Here is a 22,744-nt window from a genome sequence, read left to right as displayed (position 1 = left end):
CACCCGGGGCGGCGACGGCCTGCCGCCGATCCCTGCGTAACAGCAGCTCAGGGCCATATCCGATGTTCCTCTCCGCGACGTCTCATCGGACCGCGAAACGGCCGTCGATGAGCACGGAGCGGACGAGCCCGGACGCGAGTTCGTTCAGCGCTGCCGCCAGGGGTACACGCAACAGCACGAGGTCGGCGGGCAGGCCCGGCCGTACCCGCCGAGCGGGTCCGCCCGGATCGTCGGGCGGGGCGAGGTAGGCGTCGAGGGCGCGGGCCGGTGTGAGGCGTTCCGCCGGGCCGGCCACTCGCCCGGCCGGGGTGCGGCGTCGCACCGCGGCGGCGATCACCGTCCAGGGGTCGAGGGGCCCGTACGGCGCGTCGCTCGACAGGGCCAGCGGGACCCCGGCCCAGGCGAGGGACGCGCAGCGGTAGAGGTCGACGTGGTCGTATGCGGGGAGATCGCGCAGGTAGTCGTCGCCCCGATGGGCGAGGAACCCGGGCTGGGTCACCACGCGCAGGCCTCGGCGGGCCAGTTCGGGGACGAGTTCGGCCGGGACGAGCGCGGCGTGCTCGACGCGGTCGCCGGGCCGTACGCCCGCCTCGCCGAGGGCGGCGAGCAGGATGACCAGCGCCTCGCGGGTGACACAGTGCGCGGCGATCGCGCGTCCAGCCGCGTGCGCGGCGCGGATTCGCTCGGTGAGGTCCTCGAGGGAGGGCAGCCCCGAGTCGGCTATCACGATCTTGTGCGGCCCGGCCGTGGGCAGGCGGCCCTCTCCGTCCTCGGGGGCCGGGCCGTTGGAAGGGGGCGCCAGCGGCGCGCCGAGCAGGTGCACCCGCTGGGGAAGCGCGCCCCCGCGCATGGCCGCGGTGATCGCCGCGACCGCGTCGGCGTCGAGGTCGGGGGTGGCGTCGGTGACCGCGGTGATGCCGAGACGGGTGAGGGCGGCGCCCACCGAGGCGAGATCCGGTGGTCCGGCGGGCGGCAGCCGTTCGCGCAGCCAGTCGTCGGCCCGCCAAAGCCGCCCGGTCACGGCGCCGTCGTGGTCCCGCTCGATCCCGGGGTGATCCCCGGGACCGATGTCGGCCGCCGCCAGGGCGGCGGTGTTGAGCATCCAGAGGGCGCCGCTGCGGTGCTGGATCCGCACCGGCCGGTGCGGGTGCACGTGATCGAGGGCGGCGGCGTCGAGATCCCCGGCGACGGTCTCGACGTACCCGACGCCGCGGATCCAGCCGTTTCCGTCAGGGCGGGCCGCTGTGAGCGCCGCGGCGAGGCCGTCGCGATCGGTCACCTCCGGCGGTCCGCAGCGTACGGAGCGGTCCAGCGCGGCCAGGGCGTTCAGGTGCAGATGGTGGTCGCAGAGCCCGGGCAGCAGCGCCCCGCCCCGGCAGTCGTGCTCGACCTCCCCGGGGCGCCGGGTGAGGGCGGATCCGATCTCCGTGACCAGGCCGTCGTGGACGCGTACGTCGACGCGGGTGCTGCCGTCGAGCTCCGCGTCGCGCAGCAGCACACCTCTCACCCCGCTCCCGTCGGCGGCGGAGGTCATGGCACCGGGATTCCGAGTTCTCGCAGCACCTCGACTGTGTGCTCCCCGCTGTCCGGCGCCCGTCCACGGGCCTGCCGCCGCCGGGGCGCGGCGACCGGAACCCGGCCGGACGAGGTGTCCACCACCCATTCGCCGTTCCGGCGGCGCGCGGCGGGGGAGAACGGCGCCGTGCCGCCGGGGGCCAGGGTCGGGTCGCGGGGCGTCAGGGTCGCGGCGACGACATCCGACATGGCGATGTCCCAGAGCACACCCGCGCCGTCGGCGGGCGCGGTCGCGGCGAGGACGGCGGCGGTCAGCCCGGTGAGCGGATCGGCGATCGCGTCACCGCAGAACACCGGAGTGCCGTCGGTGTCCCGTGCGACGAGGCCGTTCGCGGCGGCGACGTCGTCGCCGAAGCCGATCCGGCCGGACGCCCGGCCGTACGCCGTGATCGACACCCAGGCGGTACCGGCCGCGACCGCGGCCTCGGCGTCGAGCCCGAAGCCCGCGAGCGCACGGGGCCGGGAAGCCTCGATGACGATGTCGGCCGCGTCGACCAGGTCGGCCAGCGCGTGTCGTCCGCGTGGGGCGGCCGGATCGAGGACGACCGAGCGATGGCCCGCGTGCAGCAGCCGGTAGAACTCGGCGTTCCCGCGACGCGCGCCGTCCGGCCGCTGGGGAGTCTCCACCTTGACGATCCGCGCGCCGGCGAGGCCGAGCAGGTGGGCGCAGAGCGGCCCGGCCCACAGCGCGCTGAAGTCGACCACCAGTAGCCCGGCGAGCGGACGGGGCCGCAACGGCCGCGGCAGCGTCGGCGGACTGGTCGGCGGCCGGACCGGTCCGGCCGCGACGCCGAGCAGTCCGGCTCGCTCGGCGAGCTCGGCGCCCGTGTGCTCGCGCAGCCAGTCGGTGACCGCGGGCCACGGGTCTTCTCCTACATCGGCGCAGGTCAGGGCGCCCAGCAGTGCGGGATCATCGGGGCGGGCGCAGGAGACCGCCGCCCAGCCGTCCGCGGTGGGCAGGAGCCGGCAGGCGCCGCCCGCCGACACCGTGCCGCGACGCCGGTGGCCGGTGAACGCCGCCCGCTCGGCGAGCAGGGCCGCCCCATCCAGCCGGACCGCCCCGTCTACCTGAGCCGTACGGGCGGCCGTACTGTCCGGTGACCCCGATGTGAGCTCGGCGAACCGGGCCGACAACGCGCGGGCCACGCTCGCGGCCCGACCCGGCGGCACCAGTGGCGGCCCGTCCGCTCTGCCGGTCAGCGCGACAAGCCCGCTGCTCGCCCAGTCGGCCACCGGATCGTCGCCGACCCGGTCGGCATTGACATGTCGGTCATTGCGGACATTATGGGCGTCTGTCGGCACGTCCCGAAGATACACTTCCGGACGTGTCCGACTCCGCCGGTGCTGAGACAGGCCGGTGCCGAGACAGACCCGGTCCCGGGACAGGTTCCTCCCCGGGGAGACGCGGGTCCGCTGGGCACGGGAGAGGTGAGCATGATGACCCGCCCGATGGTGGGCGCCGATGAGTGACCTGCCGATCCTGTCCGTCGCCGACCTCGCGGACGGCGCCGCCGACGGGCCGCTGCTCGACGCGGAGGGTCGGGTCTCCGATCCGCTCATGGCCGTACGGCTGGACGGTGCGGCGGACGCCGTGACCCTGGACCGGGCCGTGGCACGGGCCGCCGTCCGGGATCGGCTCCTGGTCGGCCTCGCCGCGGGGCCGCCGCCCGCGCGGACAGCCGTACTGCTGGGCGCGCTGGATGTCACCCTCGCCGGGGCAGCCGATGGGGCCGTGCGGGAGTGCGTCACGGTTCGCGATCCGGAGGAGCGGCTGTTCGTCCTCTCCGCGGCGGCGACACGCAATCCGCACGCGTCGACGGTCCTCGGGCAGGTGCTCAGGGCGGGAGCGACGCTCACGGTCGGCCGCGCGCTGGATGTGGAGTCGTTCGCCTACTCGACGCTGCTCGGCGGGCCGGAGTTCCGCCGCTGGCTCGATGGCCGCCGTCGTCGCGACGTCCCGCCGGCAGTCCACGATCCGGTGCTTGTGGGCCGGGACGGCGACCGGCTGCTGATCACGCTGAACCGGCCGGAGCGGCGCAACGCCTACGGCAGGGAAGTGCGCGACGCCCTGGTCGACGCCCTGCGCATCGCCGTGTTCGACGACACGGTCGTCCAGGTGGTGCTCGACGGCGCCGGGCCGTCCTTCTGCTCGGGCGGAGACCTCGACGAGTTCGGCACCGCCCCCGACCTCGCCACCGCTCACCTGATACGCACCCGGGCGGGCGCCGGCCGGCTCATGCACGAACTCGCGTCGCGGATCGAGGTGCGGGTGCACGGGAGCTGTGTCGGCGCGGGGATCGAGCTGCCCGCCTTCGCCGGAACCGTCGTGGCGGACCGCCGGACCACCTTCCGGCTGCCCGAGGTGGGCATGGGGCTGATCCCCGGCGCGGGCGGCACGGTCGGCATCCCCCGGCGCATCGGCCGCTGGCGGGCTCTCGACCTGGCCCTGTCCGGTCTGCCGGTCGACGCGGAGACCGCCCTGGCCTGGGGTTTGATCGACCACATCGCCTGATCGCCGGCCGGAGCGCTAAGGGCGGGTCAGGTAGCGGCGGAGGCCGCTCAGCGAGGAGTCGAGGAGCCGGGGCAGCGAGCTGTCCTCCTCCTCGAGCCACTGCTCGTACGCCGAGAGCGCCAGTGCCAGGCTCACATGCCCGATGGTGCGCGGCAGCAGGGCGTCGGCGGTCGTTCCGCATCTCCCGGCGACGTACTCGGCGATGACGTTCCGCCATGCGGCGTACTTGAGCGCCGAGTGGGCCTGCAACGCCGGAGTGGTGAGCAGCAGCCGCATCCGCTGGCGATGTTGCGGGATCGCGGCTTCGTCCAGGTGGTTGAAATCGAGGATGGCCCGGTGCACCGCCTCGTACAGCGGGATGTCGGGCGGGGAGGCCGCCAGATGGGCATGCAGGCGGACCAGGCCGGCCTCGAACTGCCCCCAGGGGATGTCGTTCTTGGAGGGGTAGTAGCGGAACAGCGTCCGCCTGCCGATGCCGGCCGCCTCGGCGATGGCGTCGACCGTGGTCTCCTCGAACCCGCGCTCGCCGAAGAGGCGGAACGCCGCCTGTTCGATCGCGGAATGGTCGGTTGTCGGGGGGCGACCCCGCTGGTGTGCGGATGGGCTGGTCACAGGAACGTAAAGCTATCAGCCCCTCGGGGCTTCCCTTTTGGCACTCAATGCCCTTAAATGTTTAAAAGTTTCTGCATCCGGTGCCGTTAATACGGCATCAGTCGAGGAGTCGTCATGCGAGACAGGACCATCCCGGCCACGCCGCACGCGAACGAGATCGCCCCAGAGGAGGTGACGGCGGAGACGCTGATCGAAGAGGTGTCGATCGACGGCATGTGCGGCGTCTACTGATCGGCGGTCGGATCAAGTGATGACGAACCCGCTCGACGAGGCATGGGAGCTGTCTCCCAGTGTGGCGTTGCGGCCGGAGCCGTTCGGGGCGCTGGCGTACCACTTCGGCAACCGGAGGCTGACCTTCCTCAAGCGCCGGGAGCTGGTCGCGGTCGTGCGCGGCCTCGGCTCCCACGCGGACGCGCGAGGCGCGTTGCGCGGTGCCGAGGTGCCCGCCGACCAGTGGCCGGCGTACGCCGAGGCGCTGCGCGGCCTGGCGTCCGCCGACATGATCCGTCCGCGTACGGCCCGAGAGACGACGGCCGCCCCCCTGGAACCGGCCGCCGCCCCCCGGACCGTCTCGCCCGCCGGACGGGCCGGGTCGGCGACCGGGTCGCTCGTCGAGCGGTTCGAGTACGGCCTGGCCGCGCCGATCTGCCTCACCTGGGAGCTGACGTACGCGTGCAACCTGTCGTGCGTGCACTGCCTGTCGTCCTCAGGCCGGCGCGATCCCCGGGAGCTGACCACCGCACAGTGCGAGGCGGTGATCGACGAGCTGCGGGCCATGAAGGTCTTCTACGTCAACATCGGCGGTGGTGAGCCGACGGTCCGGCCGGACTTCTGGCACCTGCTGGAGTACGCCGTGGCCAATCAGGTCGGGGTGAAGTTCTCCACCAACGGAGTGCGCATCACCCCCGAGCGTGCGCGGTTCCTGGCGTCCACCGACTACGTCGACGTGCAGGTCTCGCTCGACGGCGCCACCGCCGAGGTCAACGACCGGGTGCGCGGCCGCGGGTCGTACGCGATGGCGATGCGGGCGCTGGACAACCTGGCCGAGGCCGGGTTCGCCGACGCGAAGGTGTCGGTGGTGGTGACCCGCGAGAACGTGGGCCAACTCGACGAGTTCAAGGCGATCGCCGACGCGCGCGGGGCGACGTTGCGGCTGACCCGGCTGCGCCCGTCCGGCCGTGGCGCGGACGTGTGGGATGAGCTGCACCCCACGGCCGCGCAGCAGCGTGAGTTGTACGAGTGGTTGCTGCGGGCAGGGGAGAACGTCCTCACCGGCGACTCGTTCTTCCACCTCGCCGGATACGGCGAGACGTTGCCGGGGCTGAACCTGTGTGGGGCGGGCCGGGTGGTCTGCCTGATCGACCCGGTCGGGGACGTTTACGCGTGCCCGTTCGCGATCCACGACACGTTCCACGCCGGCAACGTGCTTCATGACGGCGGGTTCGCCGGGGTCTGGCGCACGTCGGAGCTGTTCGGGGGGCTGCGGTCCCCGCAGACCTCCGGCGCCTGCACGAGCTGCCACTTCTTCGACTCCTGCCGTGGCGGATGCATGGCGGCGAAGTTCTTCACGGGCCTGCCGCTGGACGGCCCCGATCCGGAGTGCGTGCAGGGCCACGCCGAGCAGGCGCTCGCGGCCGCCGGACGCATGGCGCCCAAGCCCGGTCAGGACCATTCCCATCGCACTGTTCCGCGGCAGGTCGTCCGCCCGGGACGGGCCGAGCCGGTTCTGCTGCAGATCGGGTCCGGGCCGGCCCCTGCCGCTCCGCCGGTGCGCGCCTGCGCAGAAAGCCCTCTGGCCGGGTTGACCGTACCCGCGGGTTCCTCCACGGGCGCGCAGTAGAGAGAGGTTGTCGTGTTCGGAAACTCATGGTTCGAGACAGTGGCCGAGGCGCAGCGCCGGGCTCGGAAGCGGCTGCCGAGGTCGGTGTACAGCGCGCTGCTGGCCGGGTCGGAGAAGGGCGTCACCTACGACGACAACGTGGCCGCGTTCGCCGAGCTCGGCTTCGCGCCGCATGTGGCGGACCTGCCCGCAAAGCGGGATCTGACCACGACGGTGATGGGCCAGGAGATCGCGCTGCCCGTGCTCATCTCCCCGACCGGGGTGCAGGCGGTGCATCCCGATGGGGAGGTGGCGGTCGCCCGCGCGGCCGCGGCACGGGGGACGGCCATGGGGCTGAGCTCGTTCGCCAGCAAGCCGGTGGAGGAGGTCGTCGCGGCCAACCCGCGGACCTTCTTCCAGATGTACTGGATGGGCGACCGCGATTCCATGGTGCGGCGGATGGAGCGGGCCCGCGCGGCCGGGGCCAAGGGCCTGATCGCCACGCTCGACTGGTCGTTCTCCAACGGCCGGGACTGGGGCAGCCCGTGGATCCCCGAACGGCTGAACCTCAAGGCGATGGTCCGGTTCGCCCCGCAAGGGCTGAGCCGTCCGGGGTGGCTGTTCGACTACGCCAGGACGCGCCGGCTGCCGGACCTGACCACCCCCAACCTCGCCGACGCCGGGCAGCCGGCGCCGACGTTCTTCGGCGCGTACGGCGAATGGATGGGCACGCCGCCTGTGACATGGGAGGACGTGCGATGGATGCGCGAGCAGTGGGACGGGCCGTTCATGCTCAAGGGCATCTGCCGGCTCGACGACGCCAAGCGCGCTGTCGACGCGGGGGTCACGGCGATCTCGGTGTCCAACCACGGTGGAAACAACCTGGACGGCACCCCTGCGTCGATCCGGGTGCTGCCGGGCATCGCGCAGGCGGTCGGCGACCAGATCGAAGTGCTGCTGGACGGCGGCGTACGGCGTGGCGGCGACGTGGTCAAGGCGCTCGCGCTCGGCGCCAGGGCGGTGATGATCGGGCGCGCCTACCTGTGGGGTCTGGCGGCGAACGGCCAGGCCGGGGTGGAGAACGTGCTCGACATCGTGCGCGGCGGGATCGACTCGGCCCTGCTGGGGCTCGGCCGCGCGTCGATCCACGATCTGACGCCCGACGACGTGGTGATCCCGCCCGGATTCACCCGGGCGCTCGGCGCGGACTTCTAGTGCCGTGGAACCGATGACGAGCCGCGACCTGGCGGACCTGCCGTGGCCGGCGCTGCCGCCGTCGCCGATGGTGTTGGTGCCGCTGGGGTCCACCGAGCAACACGGCCCGCACCTGCCGCTGCACACCGACACCACCATCGCCACGGCGGTGGCCGAGGGGGCGGCAGCCGGTCTCCGCGGCGCCCAGCCGGACCGGGCGCTCCTGGTGGCGCCCGCGGTCGCCTACGGCGCCAGTGGCGAGCACCAGGGCTTTTGCGGCACCGCGTCGATCGGGCACGAGGCGCTGCGGTCGCTGCTGGTCGAGCTGGTGCGGTCCCTGTCGCTCTGGGCCGGACGCGTCGTCTTCGTCAACGGCCACGGCGGCAACCTGCCGACGGTCGCCGCCGCGATCTCGCAGCTGCGGTACGAGCGGCATGACGCGTCCTGGGTGCCCTGCGCGGTCGAGGAGATGGACGCGCACGCGGGGCATGCCGAAACGTCCCTGATGCTGCACCTGGCCCCGCGCCTGGTGCGCATGGGCCAGGCCGAGGCGGGGAATTCCACCCCGCTCACCGACCTGATGCCCCGGCTCGTGGCGGAGGGCGTGGCCGGTGTGTCGCCCTGTGGCGTGCTCGGCGATCCGACCACGGCCACCGCCGGGGAGGGGCGGCGGATCCTGACCCGGATGATCGGCGATGTGGTCGCCCGCGTCGAGCACGGGCAGGTGGACCGGCACGGTTGCCTCCTGTCATCGGACCCGGCGGCGTCGGGCCTCAAGTGAGCGGACCTCAAGTGAGCGGGGCAGAGGTGAGCGGGGCACAGGTGAGCGGGCCGATCGGAGCGACTTCGGCCCGGGAGACCCCGGCGGAGCGGGTCGCGCTGGTGACCGGGGCGGCCCGGGGCATCGGCGCGGCCACCGTCAGCGCCCTTGCCTCCCGGGAGTACCGGGTGGTGGCGGTCGACTCGTGCGCGGGGGAGGGGCCGGGGCGTCCCGAGGGCGTCGCCTACCCGCTCGCCACCGCCGACGACCTGATGGCGCTGGCGGACGCGCACCCCGGCCGGGTCCTGTCGTACGTCGCGGACGTGCGCGACCGAGACGCGCTCGCGGCGGCGGCCTCGCTTGCCGTCGACCGCTTCGGCCGGTTGGACGCCGCCGTGGCCGCGGCGGCGGTCATCGCCGGCGGCCTGCCGTTGTGGCGGACCCCGCCCTCGCACCTGCGATCCCTGTGGGAGGTCGACGTGATGGGCGTGTGGAACACCGCCGCGGTGTGCGTCCCGCACATGCTGGCCGGCCCCGATCCGAGGGGATGCCGGTTCGTCGCCGTTGCCTCGGCCGCCGCCTCGCACGGACTGTTCCACCTGACTGCCTACAACGCCGCGAAACACGCGGTGGTCGGGCTGGTCCGCGGCTTGGCGGCCGACCTGGTGGGGACCGGTGTGACCGCGACCGCCGTCTCTCCCGGATCGACCCGCACGCCCATGCTCGCCGCCACCGCCGACCTGTACGACCTGGACGGTGTGGACGGCTTCGCCGCCTCCCAACTCATCCGCCGGCTGATCGACCCCACCGAGATCGCCGAGGCCATCGCGTTCTGCTGCTCCCGTGAGGGCGGCGTGGTGAACGGATCGGTGATCTCGGCGGACGGAGGATTCACCCCATGACCACACCCCTGCCCGAGGGTTTCGTCGTCCGGCTGAACCGCAACGTCCGCGTCCGCGACGGCGGGCGGACGCTCGTGGGCGGTGCCCCCACTCGCGTGGTCACCCTGTCGCCGACGGCCAGGAGACTTCTCGCCGACCGGACGATCAGAGTCCGCGACCGCATGTCGGCCGTGCTCGCCGACCGGTTGCTGGAGACCGGGATGGCCGACCCCGTCGTGGCCGAACTCCCCGGCCTCGACGCCTCCCAGGTGACGTTCGTCGTACCGGTCCGCGACCGCCCCGCCGCACTGGACCGGCTGCTGACCAGCATCGGCGACCGCAACCGTGTGATCGTCGTCGACGACTGCTCGCACGATCGGGCGGCTGTCGCCGAGGTGGCCGCCGCCCACCGTGCCGAACTCGTCGCCCTGCCGGTCAACGTCGGGCCCGCCGCCGCACGCAACGAGGGCCTCAGGCGGGTCACGACCCCGTTCGTCGCCTTCACGGACTCCGACATCGTCCTCGAACCGGGCACGGTGTCGATCCTGCTCAGGCACTTCAACGACTCCCGGGTGGCGATGGCCGCCCCTCTCGTGCTGGCCCTGCCTGACGATCGTGTGGCTCGACGGCCGGAAGGCTGGGTCGGCCGCTACGAGGAGGCCCGTTCCTCCCTCGCCCTCGGGCCGGACCCGGGGACCGTACGGCCCCGCGCGCCCGTCTCCTGGGTCCCCAGCGCCTGCCTGGTCGCCCGCGTCGACGCTCTCGAAGACGGCTTCAGCGCCGACATGCGCGTCGGAGAGGACGTCGATCTGGTGTGGCGGCTCGTGGAGCGGGGCTGGCGGGTCCGCTACGAGCCCGGTGCGACCGTGCGACACGAGCACCGGACGGCCGTCTCCGACTGGCTCGGGCGCAAGGCGTTCTACGGCACGGGCGCGCACCTGCTGGCGCAGCGGCACGGCAGCGATGTGGCGCCCGCCGTGCTGGCCCCGTGGAGTGCCGGATTCGCTCTCGCGCTGCTCGCGCAGCGCCGCTGGTCCCTGCCGGTCGCCGCGGTGATCTTCGCGGCGGCCGCGGCGCGCATCTCGGCGAAGGTCGAGGGGAGCGACCACCCGGTGCGGTTCGCCTCGTCCCTGACGGCGAGCGGAGCCGCCGCCGCCGTCTGGCAGACGACGGGCCTGCTGCTGCGCCACTGGTGGCCCCTCGCCGCCGTCGGATGCGTCTTCTCCCGGAGGATGCGGAGGGCGGTGGCCGCCGCGGCCGTGCTGGACACGGTGGGGGACTATCGCCGCACGCGACCACGTCTCGACCCGGTCCGTTTCGCGATCGCGCGCCGTCTCGACGACGCCGCCTACGGATACGGCGTGTGGTACGGCGCCATCAAGGGGCGCTCGCCGAAGGCCCTGCTGCCGGACATCCGGTGGACGACGGTCGGACGATCAGGCCGGTCGGCGTCCACCCGCACGTCGAGTTGACCCGACCATTCATCACTGGAGGAACAGATGCCCGGAAACAGCTCCGGCATGGATATAGGAATGCGCGCCGGGCATGGCGGCCTGGCCGCGTCGGGGAGGAATGAGGAGCTGTGACCAAGCAGGTTCAGCAACTCGACCGCGTGATCATCCGGTTCGCGGGTGACTCCGGCGACGGAATGCAGCTCACCGGTGACCGGTTCACGGCGGAGACGGCCCAGTTCGGCAACGACCTGTCGACGCTGCCCAACTTCCCGGCGGAGATCCGCGCGCCTGCGGGCACCCTGCCGGGCGTGTCGAGTTTCCAGTTGCACTTCGCCGACCACGACATCCTGACCCCCGGCGACGCCCCGAACGTGCTGGTCGCGATGAACCCGGCGGCGTTGAAGGCGAATCTGGCCGATCTGCCCCGCGGGGCGGACATCATCGCCAACATCGACGAGTTCACCAAGCGCAACCTGGTCAAGGTGGGCTACGCCGGCAACCCGATCGAGGACGACTCCCTCGCCGAGTGGCGCCTGCACGCGGTGCCGTTGACCTCGCTGACGGTGCGGGCGCTCGAGGGCTTCGACATCTCCAAGAAGGACGCCGAGCGGGCGAAGAACATGTTCGCGCTCGGGTTGTTGTCGTGGCTGTACAGCCGGCCTACCGAGGGGACGATCGCGTTTCTGGAGGCGAAGTTCGCGCGCAAGCCGGAGATCGCCAAGGCGAACATCGCGGCGTTCCAGGCGGGCTGGAACTACGGCGAGACGACCGAGTCGTTCTCGACCTCGTATGAGATCAAGCCGGCCACGCTGCGCCCGGGGACCTACCGGAACATCTCCGGCAACCAGGCCCTGGCGTACGGGCTGATCGCGGCGTCGGTGCAGGCGAGGCTGCCGCTGTTCCTCGGCTCGTATCCGATTACTCCGGCCTCCGACATCCTGCACGAGCTGTCCAGGCACAAGCACTTCGGGATCCGTACGTTCCAGGCCGAGGACGAGATCGCCGGTGTCGCCGCCGCCCTGGGGGCGGCCTTCGGCGGGTCGCTGGGTGTGACCACGACATCCGGGCCGGGCGTCGCGCTGAAGGCCGAGACCGTGGGGTTGGCGGTGACGACGGAGTTGCCGCTGATCGTCGTGGACGTGCAGCGGGCCGGCCCGTCGACCGGCATGCCGACCAAGACCGAGCAGACCGACCTGCTGATGGCGATGTTCGGCCGCAACGGCGAGTCGCCGGTGCCGGTGTTCGCCCCAGCCACCCCGTCGGACTGCTTCACGATGGCGGTCGAGGCCGCGCGGATCGCGGTGAAGTACCGCACGCCGGTCATGTTGTTGTCGGACGGCTACCTGGCCAACGGGTCCGAGCCGTGGCGCATCCCCGAGATCGACGAACTGCCGGACATCTCGGTGCGGTTCACCACCGCACCCAACGGCGACGACGGCACCATGTATCTGCCTTATCTGCGCGACCCGGCCACGCTGGCCCGTCCGTGGGCCGTACCCGGCACTCCGGGGTTGGAGCACCGGATCGGTGGCATCGAGAAGGCCGACGGCAGCGGCAACATCTCCTACAACCCGAACAACCACGACCGGATGGTCCGGCTGCGTCAGGCCAAGATCGACGGGATCGACGTCCCTCCGCTGGAGGTGGACGACCCGGACGGGGACGCGAGGGTGCTGGTGCTCGGCTGGGGCTCCACCTACGGGCCGATCGCGGCGGCGGTGCGGCGGGTGCGCAAGGACGGCGGCAAGGTCGCCCAAGCCCACCTGCGGCACCTCAACCCGCTGCCCGCCAACACCTGTGAGGTGCTGCGCTCCTACGACAAGGTGCTGCTGCCGGAGATCAACCTCGGCCAGCTCGCCATGCTGCTGCGGGCCCGTTTCCTGGTCGACGTGATCACCTACAACCAGGTGCGCGGGCTCCCGTTCAAGGCCGCCGAACTCGCCGCCGTGATCCAGGACGTGATCGACAGTGACTGACACCACCAACGGGAGCCTCAACGGCAAGGGCCTTGCCCTCATCCCCCGCGCCGAGGGCAAGCAGACGCTGAAGGACTTCAAGTCCGACCAGGAGGTCCGGTGGTGCCCGGGCTGCGGCGACTACGCCATCCTGGCCGCGGTGCAGTCCTTCCTGCCGGAGCTGGGGCTCAAGCGGGAGAACATTGTGTTCGTCTCCGGCATCGGCTGCTCGTCCCGGTTCCCGTACTACCTCAACACCTACGGCTTCCACTCGATCCACGGGCGTGCCCCGGCGATCGCGACCGGGCTGGCCGCCTCCCGGCCCGACCTGTCGGTGTGGGTGATCACCGGCGACGGCGACGCCCTGTCCATCGGCGGCAACCACCTGATCCACGCGCTGCGCCGCAACGTCAACCTGAACATCCTGCTGTTCAACAACAGGATCTACGGCCTGACCAAGGGGCAGTACTCGCCCACCTCCGAGGTCGGCAAGATCACCAAGTCGACGCCGATGGGCTCGCTGGACAAGCCGTTCAACCCGATCTCGCTGGCACTGGGGGCCGAGGCCGGGTTCGTCGCCCGGACCATCGACTCCGACCGTAAGCACCTGCAGAGCGTCCTGCGCCAGGCCGCCGCCCACCGGGGCACGTCGCTGGTGGAGATCTACCAGAACTGCAACATCTTCAACGACGGCGCCTTCGACACGCTCAAGGACCCCGCCACCCGGGACGAGATCACGATCCGGCTGGAGCACGGGCAGCCGATCGTGTTCGGCACCGGCGACAACGAGCAGGCCGTGCGGCTGTCGCCATACGGCGGGGTCGAGGTCGTCCGCCGCTCGGAGGCGTCCGACGACCAGATCCTCGTCCACGACGCCCACAATCCGGACCCGTCGCCGGCCTTCGCGTTGTCCAGGTTGGACGAGCCGGCGTTCCAGCACGTGCCGATCGGTGTCTTCCGCTCCATCGACCGGCCGTCGTACGACCACCTGCTGAACGAGCAGGTCCGGGCGGCCACCGCCGACAAGGGCGCGGGCAGCCTCGCCGACCTGCTCCACGGCGGCGACACCTGGCAGATCAACTGATCAGCGAGTCCACCGAGCTCACCAAGCTCCAGCACGACCCTCCTGACCGCACTGGCCGTCGAGCTGCCCAGGAAGATCCTTGAGCTCACGGCACCAGCTGAACAACAGAGAGATCGAACGCCTGGTGACACGCCCTATCGGCGTGCTCCCAGTACGACCGCCGTACGGAGTGATGTTGTGGCCTCGGCCCGCCCGGCACCGTCTCACCGACGCCGCCCTCGGCCTTGTGCGCGAGCTGTCGGCTCGGCTGGGCCACAACCTCGCCGCCATACGCCCTGGCGACCATTCACGGCGCCGCTGGACGGGTGCACGGCGAGCTCGCGATGCTCCGCATCACGGTCGCGCCGTCCACCGTCGGGGAAATCCTCAGGGAAGAATGCGCAGCCGGTACCGGACGCGGTCGGCGGCTTCGATCGATGGTCCGTCCGGAGGCGGCACCGTCCCGGCATGGTGGACCGGTCGGTCACGCCTGTCACCACTCGTCGAGCGAGCCGAAAAGCATCCACCCGGCGATCCCGGTGAAGAAGACGCCGAACACGATCTCCATGACGAGACCAACCCCGGTGTCCAGGCCGTAGGCCAAGGCATCCGTCGTCATCCTCACCGGCACGATACTCATGAACATCCAGGCGAACGTGCGGAAGGCGAGCATGAAGACCCCGTCCCACCAGCCGAACAGCAGTCCCCACAGCAGGACCCCGAGGCCGAAGAAGGCCAGGGACAGCGAGTAGCCGAGCGTTCTGCCGGACTCCGGCAGGAACCACTGTGTTTCACCCATCACCTCCACGCCGACGACCTCCCCGCGCCAGAGCCGCAGTGTGGCCGGTTGTCCCTCCCGGGCCTTGCCGTACAAGCTCGACGACACGTCGCGGGTCTGCCGGGAACCGTTGGCCCGCCGCCAGGTGACCTCGTAGTGGGTGGTCGTGGTCGTGGTCGTGTTGCCATTGGCGTCGGTGTTCGTCGTCGTCGTGGTATAGGTACGCCGCCCGACAATGGAGCCCGGCTCGTTGCCGAAACAATCGCCGGCGCCCCGCTCGCACGCCACGGCCTCGCGAAACTCCCGGGTCTGCAGATACGGTTCGGCGCCGGCGGCGAGCGCCGCCACGAGTACACCCAGACCGACCGCGACCACGATCCACCGCCCGAGGGAACGCTTGGGCAACGATACGCGGAGCGGCAGTCGACGGTACCGGCGGAGTCTCATGACCCATCCCCATGACGATCATCCATGCATGGTGTCTGTCTCCATGATGCTCGCCCGCGGTTCGTGGCGGCCCTTCCGCCGATACCTGAGTTCGATCTGGCGCATCATGTCCGCCGCGGGCCCGACGAGCGTTGTCAGTGGTGCGGTGCAGTATCGAGACACCGGCCGTATTACAGAACAGGAGATTGCGGTGTCGCCCACAAACCAGCAGGTGGCCACCCATGCGTTTCTCAGGGGCATGTACGAGGACGGGTACTTCCCGGACCATGTCGTTGACAAGGGGAAAGCGATCCTGCTGAGGCTGTGCGAGCGGATAGAGGCCGAGCGGCCGTCGGATCTGGCGGCGCTGTACGTGCTCACGGAGGCTGCGACGGAGGAGTTCAACACGCTGGAGGCGGATTTCGAGGCGGCCGGCAGCGGGATCGAGACAACTGCACGAGAGATGATCGCCGAGGATTTCTGGTTCGTGGCGTCGGCATACGGGTTCGCGGAGGCGGACGCGGAAGAGTTGGTCGCCGCCCGGGATTGGTGATTCCTCCTCGCCGGACCGCAATGGTGACCACACCACCCAGGGCCGGGTCGAAGCCGACCGCCTGCCCATCTCCCCACGCCGCGTGGCCCGCCTCCTGGCCGACCACGCTGCTCGTCTGTGACGGCCACATGGTCGTCGTCACCGGCCTGAACCTGGCCGAGGGCCGCCCATACGGATCCGGTACCCGGCATCGTCCGCGACCGCCGGGCCATGCCCTGCCTACCGGCCTCCAGGAACCAGCAGTCCATCGCCCTGCCGCAGTGCCACGTACGTGACCAAGGCGGCCGGCCCTGCCACATACTTCGTCTCCCACGCTGATAATCTAATATAGATTAAATAATGATGGGAGAGTCATGACACCTACCGCCGCACCTCGTTCGTGCCTGTCGGTTCCGGGAATGGATGCCAGGAAGATCCGCAAGGCATGGGAATCGGAGGCCGACGAGATCGTGCTCGATCTCGAGGACGCCGTACAGGCCGCGCGCAAGGCGGAGGCCCGCGACCTCGTCACCACCCTGTCCGGTCGCACGGGTTCGCGGGTCGCGGTCCGGGTGAACGCCGCCCGTTCCGCGTGGTGTCATCTGGACATCGCCGCCTGCGCCGGACCAGACGGGCCGGCCGAGTCCGTCGTGCTGCCCAAGGTGGAGAGCGCGGGGGACCTGGAGTTCCTCGACCGGCTGCTCGACGGGGCAGAGGCGGCCTCGGGGCTCGGCGAACCGCTCGGCGTGCAGGCGCTGATCGAGACCGCGAAGGGCCTGGCCAACCTGCGGGACATCGTGACGGCCACACCTCGGCTGCGCACGCTCATCCTCGGCTACGCCGACCTGGGCGCGTCGCTCGGGCGGTCGGCCGACAGGTGGTCCTACGCCCAGGACGCGGTGCTGGTCGCCGCGCGGAGCGCGGGCCTGGCGGCCATCGACGGCCCCTTTCTCGGCGTCGCCGACGATGAGGAGTTCCGCCGCCGCGCACAGCACGCGAAAGAACTCGGTTTCGACGGCAAATGGGTGATCCATCCGCGCCAGATCGGCACGGTCAACGCCGTGTTCACCCCGGGCGCGGACGAGGTCGCCCACGCCCGTGCCGTACTTGACGCCTTGCACGGCGCCGACAGGGGCGCCGTCGAGCTTGAGGGCAAGATGATCGACGAAGCGGTCGCGGTGGCGGCCAGGCGAGTCCTGGCGCGGGTGGACGGAGTGCGCCGCTGAGGGTCACACGGTCCCGATGGGCCGCCCCCGCCCGTACGGCAGGCGGCTCACCGGGTCCGCCACGGACTCATCCACGGCGCGGATCCTTCGTCGCGTCGGCGGACACCTGCACCGCCGCTCCGGATTCGATCAGGGCCGCCGCATCGGGCACACCCCACTCGTCGAGGACCTCCAGGGTGTGCCTGCCCGGGACCGGAGGGGGCGTGCCGAGCATGGTAGGGGTCAGGGAGAACCGGGGCGCGGGCGCGGGTTGAAGCAGCCCGTCGTGCTCCACGATGGAACCGCGCGCCTTGATGTGCGGGTGATGCGCGGCGTCGCGCAGGCTCATCACCGGAGCCACGCAGGCGTCGGACCCGGCGAAGATCCCCGACCACTCCGCCTGCGTCCTGGCGGCGAAAGCGGCCGCGATCCGGGCGCGTAGCGCGGGCCAGAGAGTCCGGTCATGCTGCCTGGCCGGGTCGTCGTCCAGCCCGAGTCCCGCGAGCAGCTCGACGTAGAACTTGGGCTCCAGAGCGCCGACGGCCATGTGGCGGCCATCGGCGGTTTCGTACACGGAGTAGAAGGGCGCCCCGCCGTCGAGCAGGTTGGCGCCGCGCTCGTCCACCCACGTGCCGGTGGCGAGCATCATGTGCGTCCCGGCCAGGAGGTGCGCGGCGCCGTCCACGATCGCGGCGTCGACGACCTGCCCGCGCCCGGTGCGATCCGCTTCGCGCAGGGCGGCGAGCACTCCGATCACGAGATAGTTCCCGCCGCCGCCGAAGTCACCGACCAGGTTGAGCGGTATCCGCGGCGGCCCGCCCGCTTCGCCGATGGCGTGCAGGGCGCCGGTCAGCGCGATGTAGCCGATGTCGTGGCCCGCCGTCCGTGCCAGCGGACCGTCCTGTCCCCAGCCGGTCATCCGGCCGTAGACCAGCCGGGGATTCCGCGCCTGACACTCGCCGGGACCAAGCCCCAGCCGCTCGGCGACACCCGGACGGTACCCCTCGATCAGCACGTCGGCCTCGGCGGCCATGTCCAGTACGGTCGCCACCGCCTGCGGCCGCTTGAGATCGAGGAGGATGGATTTCTTACCGCGATTCAACAGGTCGAGATGCTCGGCTCCGGGGAAGAACCCGCTGCCTCCGGGCCGGTCGACGCGGACGACCTCGGCGCCGAGGTCGGCCAGCGTCATCCCGGCGAAGGGCGCCGGTCCGATCCCGGCGAGCTCCAGCACCCTGACTCCGGACAGTGGCCCGCTGTTCATCGTCACTCCAGTCGATCCGGCGACGCGTGGCGCCGCCTGTTTGGTGAAATCACGTCCATGGGTTCCGAGCGCCCGGTCGCGAGGAGCGGGGACGGGGGATCAGGGCGTTCGGCGAGCCGGGTGCCGCTGCCCATGGATCACGCCCGGCCGGGGCGGCTCGGCCAGGTGTGATCTGCCGCTGAGGCCGTGCCGGACGAGTGACTGGGCGGTGCGGACGACCGTCTCGAACGAGCCGCGCCTGGGGTTCCACCACTCGGCCGCCCAGTTCAGGGCGCCGACCACCAGCATGTGGGCGATGCGCAGGTCGAGCTCGGGGCGGAGTTCACCGGCGTCGTCGAGGTCGCGGAAAAGGTCGCGCCACAGCTTGCCGTACTCGGCCTCCTCGGCGAGCTGGCGGGTGCGCAGATCCTCCGGAACCTGGCCCGAGTTGCGGATCAGGGCGGTGGCGAAGTCGGAGAGTTCCAGCTCGATGCGGAGGTGGGCTTCGACGGCGGCGCAGATCCGATCCATCGGGGCGGTCTCGGCGGGCAGCGCGTCGAGGGCCTGGCCGACGTGTTGCCGTACGCGCTGCGCGCCGGTCCACATGACCTCTTCGATCAGCTCTTCGCGTGACCTGAAGTAGTAATAGATCGCGGGTGCCTGGAGTTGTGCCTGGTCGGCGATGTCGCCGAGGCGTGTCCCGGCGTAGCCCTTGCGGCTGAGGACGTGCGCCGCCGCGTCGAGGATGCGCTCGCGGGTACGGCTGGACTTCGCGCCGTGCGGGTCCTTCGCGACGGGCCTCGTCCGGGGTTTTCCGTGCGCCGACCGGTCACGGGAGACGGCTCCGCCGCCCGATGGAACCGTCTGCCCATGGCCCCGGGGGATCGATGAGGGCGTGTCGATCACGTGTCGAGGCCCCCTCTGCTCACCAGCTGCGCCGCGATGACGTTGCGCTGGATCTCGTTGGTGCCCTCCCCGACGATCATGAGCGGGGCGTCGCGGAAGTAGCGTTCGACGTCGAACTCGGTGGAGTAGCCGTACCCGCCGTGGATCCGCACGGCGTTGAGCGCGATCTCCATCGCGGTCTCGGAGGCGAAGAGCTTGGCCATCCCGGCTTCGAGGTCGCAGCGCTGCCCGGTGTCGGCGCGCTCGGCGGCGTACAGCACGAGCTGGCGCGCGGCGGTGAGCTTGGTGGCCATGTCGGCGAGGTAGTTGCCGATGGACTGGTGCTTCCAGATCGGCTTGCCGAAGCTCTCGCGCTCCTGGGCGTACCGCAGGGCGTCGTCGAACGCGGCCCGCCCCACGCCAAGCGCGCGGGCGGCGACCTGGATGCGGCCGGTCTCCAGCCCCTTCATCATCTGCGCGAACCCCTGGCCTTCCACGCCGCCGAGCAACGCGGAGGCGGGAGCGCGGTAGTCGTCGAAGGACAGCTCGCAGCTCTCCACGCCCTTGTAGCCGAGCTTGGGCAGGTCGCGGGAGACCGTCAGTCCGGGGCCGTGCTCGACCAGGAGGATGCTCATGCCGGTGTGCGCCGGTTTCGCGGCCGGGTCGGTCTTGCAGAGGAGGGCGATGAGCTGGGAGCGGCGGGAGTTGGTGATCCAGGTCTTGGCGCCGTTGATCACGTAACCGTTGTCCCCATGCCGGGCGACGGTGGTCATGGCCTGCAGGTCGGAGCCGCCGCCCGGCTCGGTGAGTGCCATCGTGGCACGGACCTCACCGGTGGCCATGCGCGGCAGGTAATGTTGTCTCTGCTCCTCGGTGCCGAAGATCGAGATGAGCTTCGCGACCACCGTGTGCCCGCCCATGGCGCCGGCCAGGCTCATCCAGCCCCGGGCGAGTTCCTCGGTGACCATGACATAACAAGCGGTGGAGACCAGGACGTCGCCGTAGGGCTCGGGCACGGCGAGACCGAAGATGCCGAGTCGTTTCATCTGCTCGATCAGCGCCTCGGGGTACTCATCGGCGTGTTCCAGGTCGCGCGCGACGGGCCGGACCTCGCGGTCGACGAAGTCCCGGACCGTCGCCACGATCGCCTGCTCCTCCTCGGACAGCGCTGCCATCTCGGCTCCTCTCGTGTGCCGCCGGTCGTGTGGTCCCGGCCGGCAGCCTCGCAAATGTCTTGATACGGATGAGAATTTCGAGACCCGGGGCCGGGACGCACGGTCCCGGCCCGGAGGGCCATAGGTCGTGTCTGAGAAATCCAGCCCTGCCGCGCACGGCCCAGACGGCGCCTCGCCGCGTTGTCGCCCCACCCGCGAAAACGCCTCGCAGGCTCGGAGTTTCCGCGGGGCCCGGGAATGTCGGCCGGAGGCTCCCGCTCCGACCTTCTCCTCCGCCTTGCGAGGCATCCATCTGGATCCGCGTTCGCGACGGGCGGCATTCGTCAGACACTCCCTAGGACCGCGCCGCGACGTCCCGGCCGATGATCTCTTTCATGATCTCGGTGGTGCCGCCGTAGATGGTCTGGATCCGGGTGTCGACGAAGGCCCGGGCGACGGCGTACTCCGTCATGTATCCGTAACCGCCGTGCAGTTGCAGGCACCGGTCGACGACGCGCTTCTGCAGCTCGCTGATCCACCATTTTCCCTTGGCCGCGTCCACGGGCGTCAGCTCGCCGGCGTTGTAGGCGAGCACGCACCTGTCGGTGTAGGCCTGGGCGATGTCCAGCTCGGTCTCCATCTCCGCCAGCGCGAAGCGGGTCGCCTGGAAATCGCCTATCCGGCGGCCGAAGGCCTCGCGCTGGAAGCAGTAGTCCCTGGTCAACTCGTAGACGGCCCGCGCACCCGTCATGGACTGCGCGATGATTCCCAGCCGCTCGCGGGGCAGATGGCTCATCAGGTGTCGCAGTCCGTGCCCCTCGGTGCCCAGCAGGTTGGCCTGCGGCACCCGGACGTCCTCGAAGAACAGCTCCGCGGTGTCCTGGCCGTGCAGTCCGAGCTTGTCGAGCTTGCGGCCCCGGGTGAAGCCGGGCATCCCCTCCTCGACGACGAACAGGCTGAAGCCGCGCGACCCCGCCTCGGGGTCGGTACGCGCGGCGACGATCACCAGGTCCGCGGTGACGCCGCTGCTGATGAACGTCTTCTGCCCGGTGAGCAGCCAGGAATCGCCGTCACGCCGGGCGGCGGTGCGCATGCCCTGGAGGTCGCTGCCCGTTCCCGGCTCGGTCATCGCCAGCGCGCCGATCACGTCGCCGCCGGCGAACCCGGGTAGCCAGCGCTGCTTCTGCTCCTCGGTGGTGAGGTCCAGCAGGTAGTTCAGGACCAGGTCGTCCTGGAGCCCCAGAGTGACCGTGAAGGTCGTCGCCTGCGCGCGGGCCACCTCCTCGCACACCACCATGCGGTAGCGGTAGTCGCTCACCCCGGCGCCGCCGTACTCCTCGGGGATCTCGAGACCGGCGACGCCCTGCCTGCGCGCGGAGGCGAGAACCGCGCGGTCCATGCCGCGCTCCTCCTCCCACCGGCGGTAGTGGGGGATCACCTCGCGGACCAGGAACTCCCGTACGGTCTGCCGGAACAGCTCATGATCATCGGTATAGAGATCGCGGCGCATGATCAGCCGAGCCGCTCGATGATGGTGACATTGGCCTGGCCGCCGCCCTCGCACATCGTCTGCAGGCCGTACCGTCCGCCGGTGCGCTCCAGCTCGTGCAGCAGCGTGGTCATGATGCGGGCGCCGGAGGCGCCGATCGGGTGGCCCAGCGCGATGGCGCCGCCATTGACGTTCACGCGGGCGGGGTCGGCGCCGGTGTGCTTCTGCCAGGCCAGCACCACGCTGGCGAACGCCTCGTTGACCTCGGCCACGTCGATGTCATCGATGGTGAGGCCGGCCTTGCGCAGCGCGTGCTCGGTGGCCGGCAGCGGTGCGACCAGCAGGTTGACCGGGCTGGCGCCGCGCACGGAAAGGTGGTGGATCCGGGCCCTGGGGACGAGACCGTACGTGCGTACGGCCCGCTCGGAGGCGATCAGCAGCGCCGCGGACGCGTCGGAGATCTGGCTGGAGACCGCGGCGGTCAGCCGCCCGCCAGGCGTGAGGGGCTTCAGCCCGGCCATCTTGTCCAGCGAGGTGTCCGCGCGCGGGCCCTCGTCGTGCTCGACCCCCTCGTACGACAGGATCTCGCGGTCGAAGCGGCCCTCCCGGCGTGCCGCGACGGCCCGCCGGTGGCTCTCGAGGGAGAAGCGCTCCATGTCCTCGCGGGAGAAGCCCCACTCCTCCGCGATCATCTCCGCGCTGCGGAACTGGGAGATCTCCTCGTGGCCGTAACGGGCCTCCCAGCCCTTGCAACCGGTCCACGGGTCGGTCGCGCCGTACGGCTCGCCGGCGCCGAACGCCGACAGGATGGGGTACTGGCTCATCTTCTGCACACCGCCGGCGATGACCAGGTCGGAGGTGCCGCTCATCACCGCCTGCGCGGCGAAGTGCACGGCCTGCTGCGCCGATCCGCACTGCCGGTCGACGGTCACGCCGGGGACCGACTCGGGCAGTCCCGCGGCGAGTGCCGCGGTGCGGGCGATGTCACCGGCCTGCGAGCCGATGGCGTCCAGGCAGCCGTACACGACGTCGTCGATCGTCTCCGGGTCGAGGCCGCTTCGCTCGACCAGGGCGCGGATCGGCGCGGCGCCCAGATCGGCGGGGTGTACGGCGGCGAACCCGCCACCGCGCCGGCCGGTGGCGGTCCGGACGGCGTCAACGATGTAGGCCTCGGGCATTTCTTCCTCCATGCGATAAGTGGGGCGAA

The 22,744-nt window shown here is 71.2% G+C and carries 20 protein-coding genes; 11 read left to right on the top strand and 9 right to left on the bottom strand.

Going from position 1 to position 22,744, the window contains the following annotated elements; genetic code table 11:
* Positions 1–82: 82 nt before the first annotated feature.
* Together AB0I59_RS27615 and AB0I59_RS27610 are read right to left on the bottom strand one after the other, a co-directional pair.
* A complete protein-coding gene (locus AB0I59_RS27615) occupies positions 83–1,534 on the bottom strand; it encodes an amidohydrolase family protein (protein ID WP_061252694.1) in 1,452 nt (483 codons plus the stop codon).
* Positions 1,531–2,877 carry a CoA transferase gene (locus tag AB0I59_RS27610; RefSeq protein WP_358137464.1) on the bottom strand — a complete coding sequence of 449 codons (1,347 nt, stop codon included), beginning with the start codon at positions 2,875–2,877 and terminating at the stop codon, positions 1,531–1,533. Before AB0I59_RS27610 ends, AB0I59_RS27615 begins: the two co-directional genes overlap by 4 nt.
* Before the next feature lie 160 nt (positions 2,878–3,037).
* Between AB0I59_RS27610 and AB0I59_RS27605 the strand changes: the two genes are divergently transcribed.
* Positions 3,038–4,087 (top strand): enoyl-CoA hydratase/isomerase family protein, encoded by a 1,050-nt coding sequence (locus AB0I59_RS27605; protein ID WP_061252696.1) that lies wholly within the window; start codon positions 3,038–3,040, stop codon positions 4,085–4,087.
* Positions 4,088–4,102: 15 nt separating this feature from the next.
* Here AB0I59_RS27605 and mftR read toward each other — a convergent pair whose 3' ends face one another.
* A complete protein-coding gene (gene mftR, locus AB0I59_RS27600) occupies positions 4,103–4,699 on the bottom strand; it encodes a mycofactocin system transcriptional regulator MftR (protein ID WP_061252697.1) in 597 nt (198 codons plus the stop codon).
* Between the two features lie 114 nt (positions 4,700–4,813).
* On the opposite strand from mftR, the gene mftA reads away from it, so the two are divergent.
* The 8 genes from mftA (at position 4,814) to AB0I59_RS27560 (ending at position 13,846) form a co-directional block, all read left to right on the top strand.
* Positions 4,814–4,930 (top strand): mycofactocin precursor MftA, encoded by a 117-nt coding sequence (mftA, locus tag AB0I59_RS27595; RefSeq protein WP_063818580.1) that lies wholly within the window; start codon positions 4,814–4,816, stop codon positions 4,928–4,930.
* Between the two features lie 19 nt (positions 4,931–4,949).
* Entirely contained in the window at positions 4,950–6,539 is a 1,590-nt protein-coding gene (gene mftC / locus AB0I59_RS27590; RefSeq protein ID WP_358137459.1) for a mycofactocin radical SAM maturase, read from the top strand.
* Positions 6,540–6,551: 12 nt separating this feature from the next.
* A complete protein-coding gene (mftD, locus tag AB0I59_RS27585) occupies positions 6,552–7,733 on the top strand; it encodes a pre-mycofactocin synthase MftD (protein WP_358137457.1) in 1,182 nt (393 codons plus the stop codon).
* Positions 7,734–7,746: 13 nt separating this feature from the next.
* A complete protein-coding gene (gene mftE, locus AB0I59_RS27580) occupies positions 7,747–8,493 on the top strand; it encodes a mycofactocin biosynthesis peptidyl-dipeptidase MftE (RefSeq protein ID WP_358137454.1) in 747 nt (248 codons plus the stop codon).
* 11 nt (positions 8,494–8,504) lie between these two features.
* The gene (locus AB0I59_RS27575) at positions 8,505–9,374 is read left to right on the top strand and encodes a mycofactocin-coupled SDR family oxidoreductase (protein ID WP_358137451.1); all 870 of its coding nucleotides are present in this window, start codon (positions 8,505–8,507) and stop codon (positions 9,372–9,374) included.
* Positions 9,371–10,825: a mycofactocin biosynthesis glycosyltransferase MftF gene (gene mftF, locus AB0I59_RS27570; RefSeq protein ID WP_061252700.1), complete on the top strand. Its 1,455-nt coding sequence runs from the start codon at positions 9,371–9,373 to the stop codon at positions 10,823–10,825. Before AB0I59_RS27575 ends, mftF begins: the two co-directional genes overlap by 4 nt.
* 110 nt (positions 10,826–10,935) lie before the next feature.
* Positions 10,936–12,783 carry a 2-oxoacid:acceptor oxidoreductase subunit alpha gene (locus AB0I59_RS27565; protein WP_358137448.1) on the top strand — a complete coding sequence of 616 codons (1,848 nt, stop codon included), beginning with the start codon at positions 10,936–10,938 and terminating at the stop codon, positions 12,781–12,783.
* The gene (locus AB0I59_RS27560; protein WP_061252702.1) at positions 12,776–13,846 is read left to right on the top strand and encodes a 2-oxoacid:ferredoxin oxidoreductase subunit beta; all 1,071 of its coding nucleotides are present in this window, start codon (positions 12,776–12,778) and stop codon (positions 13,844–13,846) included. The genes AB0I59_RS27565 and AB0I59_RS27560 overlap by 8 nt, the downstream gene beginning before the upstream one ends.
* Positions 13,847–14,318: 472 nt before the next feature.
* Here the strand turns inward: AB0I59_RS27560 and AB0I59_RS27555 are convergent, their stop codons facing one another.
* Positions 14,319–14,951, bottom strand: a complete 633-nt coding sequence (locus AB0I59_RS27555) for a hypothetical protein (protein WP_358137445.1) — start codon at positions 14,949–14,951, stop codon at positions 14,319–14,321.
* A gap of 127 nt (positions 14,952–15,078) precedes the next feature.
* Between AB0I59_RS27555 and AB0I59_RS27550 the strand changes: the two genes are divergently transcribed.
* Positions 15,079–15,582 (top strand): DUF5713 family protein, encoded by a 504-nt coding sequence (locus AB0I59_RS27550; RefSeq protein ID WP_358137442.1) that lies wholly within the window; start codon positions 15,079–15,081, stop codon positions 15,580–15,582.
* Positions 15,583–15,935: 353 nt separating this feature from the next.
* Complete coding sequence (locus AB0I59_RS27545) at positions 15,936–16,787, top strand: HpcH/HpaI aldolase/citrate lyase family protein (protein WP_061252704.1); 852 nt, start codon at positions 15,936–15,938, stop codon at positions 16,785–16,787.
* A gap of 67 nt (positions 16,788–16,854) precedes the next feature.
* Here AB0I59_RS27545 and AB0I59_RS27540 read toward each other — a convergent pair whose 3' ends face one another.
* From AB0I59_RS27540 to AB0I59_RS27520, 5 genes are all read right to left on the bottom strand, one after another.
* The gene (locus AB0I59_RS27540) at positions 16,855–18,030 is read right to left on the bottom strand and encodes a CaiB/BaiF CoA transferase family protein (protein WP_358137439.1); all 1,176 of its coding nucleotides are present in this window, start codon (positions 18,028–18,030) and stop codon (positions 16,855–16,857) included.
* Between the two features lie 99 nt (positions 18,031–18,129).
* Positions 18,130–18,915: a TetR/AcrR family transcriptional regulator gene (locus AB0I59_RS27535; RefSeq protein ID WP_358137436.1), complete on the bottom strand. Its 786-nt coding sequence runs from the start codon at positions 18,913–18,915 to the stop codon at positions 18,130–18,132.
* Positions 18,912–20,069, bottom strand: coding sequence for an acyl-CoA dehydrogenase family protein (locus AB0I59_RS27530; protein WP_061252706.1), 1,158 nt, complete (start codon positions 20,067–20,069; stop codon positions 18,912–18,914). Before AB0I59_RS27530 ends, AB0I59_RS27535 begins: the two co-directional genes overlap by 4 nt.
* 334 nt (positions 20,070–20,403) lie before the next feature.
* Complete coding sequence (locus tag AB0I59_RS27525) at positions 20,404–21,558, bottom strand: acyl-CoA dehydrogenase family protein (RefSeq protein ID WP_061252707.1); 1,155 nt, start codon at positions 21,556–21,558, stop codon at positions 20,404–20,406.
* 2 nt (positions 21,559–21,560) lie between these two features.
* Entirely contained in the window at positions 21,561–22,715 is a 1,155-nt protein-coding gene (locus tag AB0I59_RS27520; RefSeq protein WP_061252708.1) for an acetyl-CoA C-acetyltransferase, read from the bottom strand.
* Positions 22,716–22,744: the final 29 nt, after the last annotated feature.

Origin of the sequence: Microtetraspora glauca (assembly GCF_040656155.1) — a bacterium.
Classification (GTDB): domain Bacteria; phylum Actinomycetota; class Actinomycetes; order Streptosporangiales; family Streptosporangiaceae; genus Microtetraspora; species Microtetraspora glauca.
This window is presented reverse-complemented; position numbering and strand designations above follow the sequence as displayed.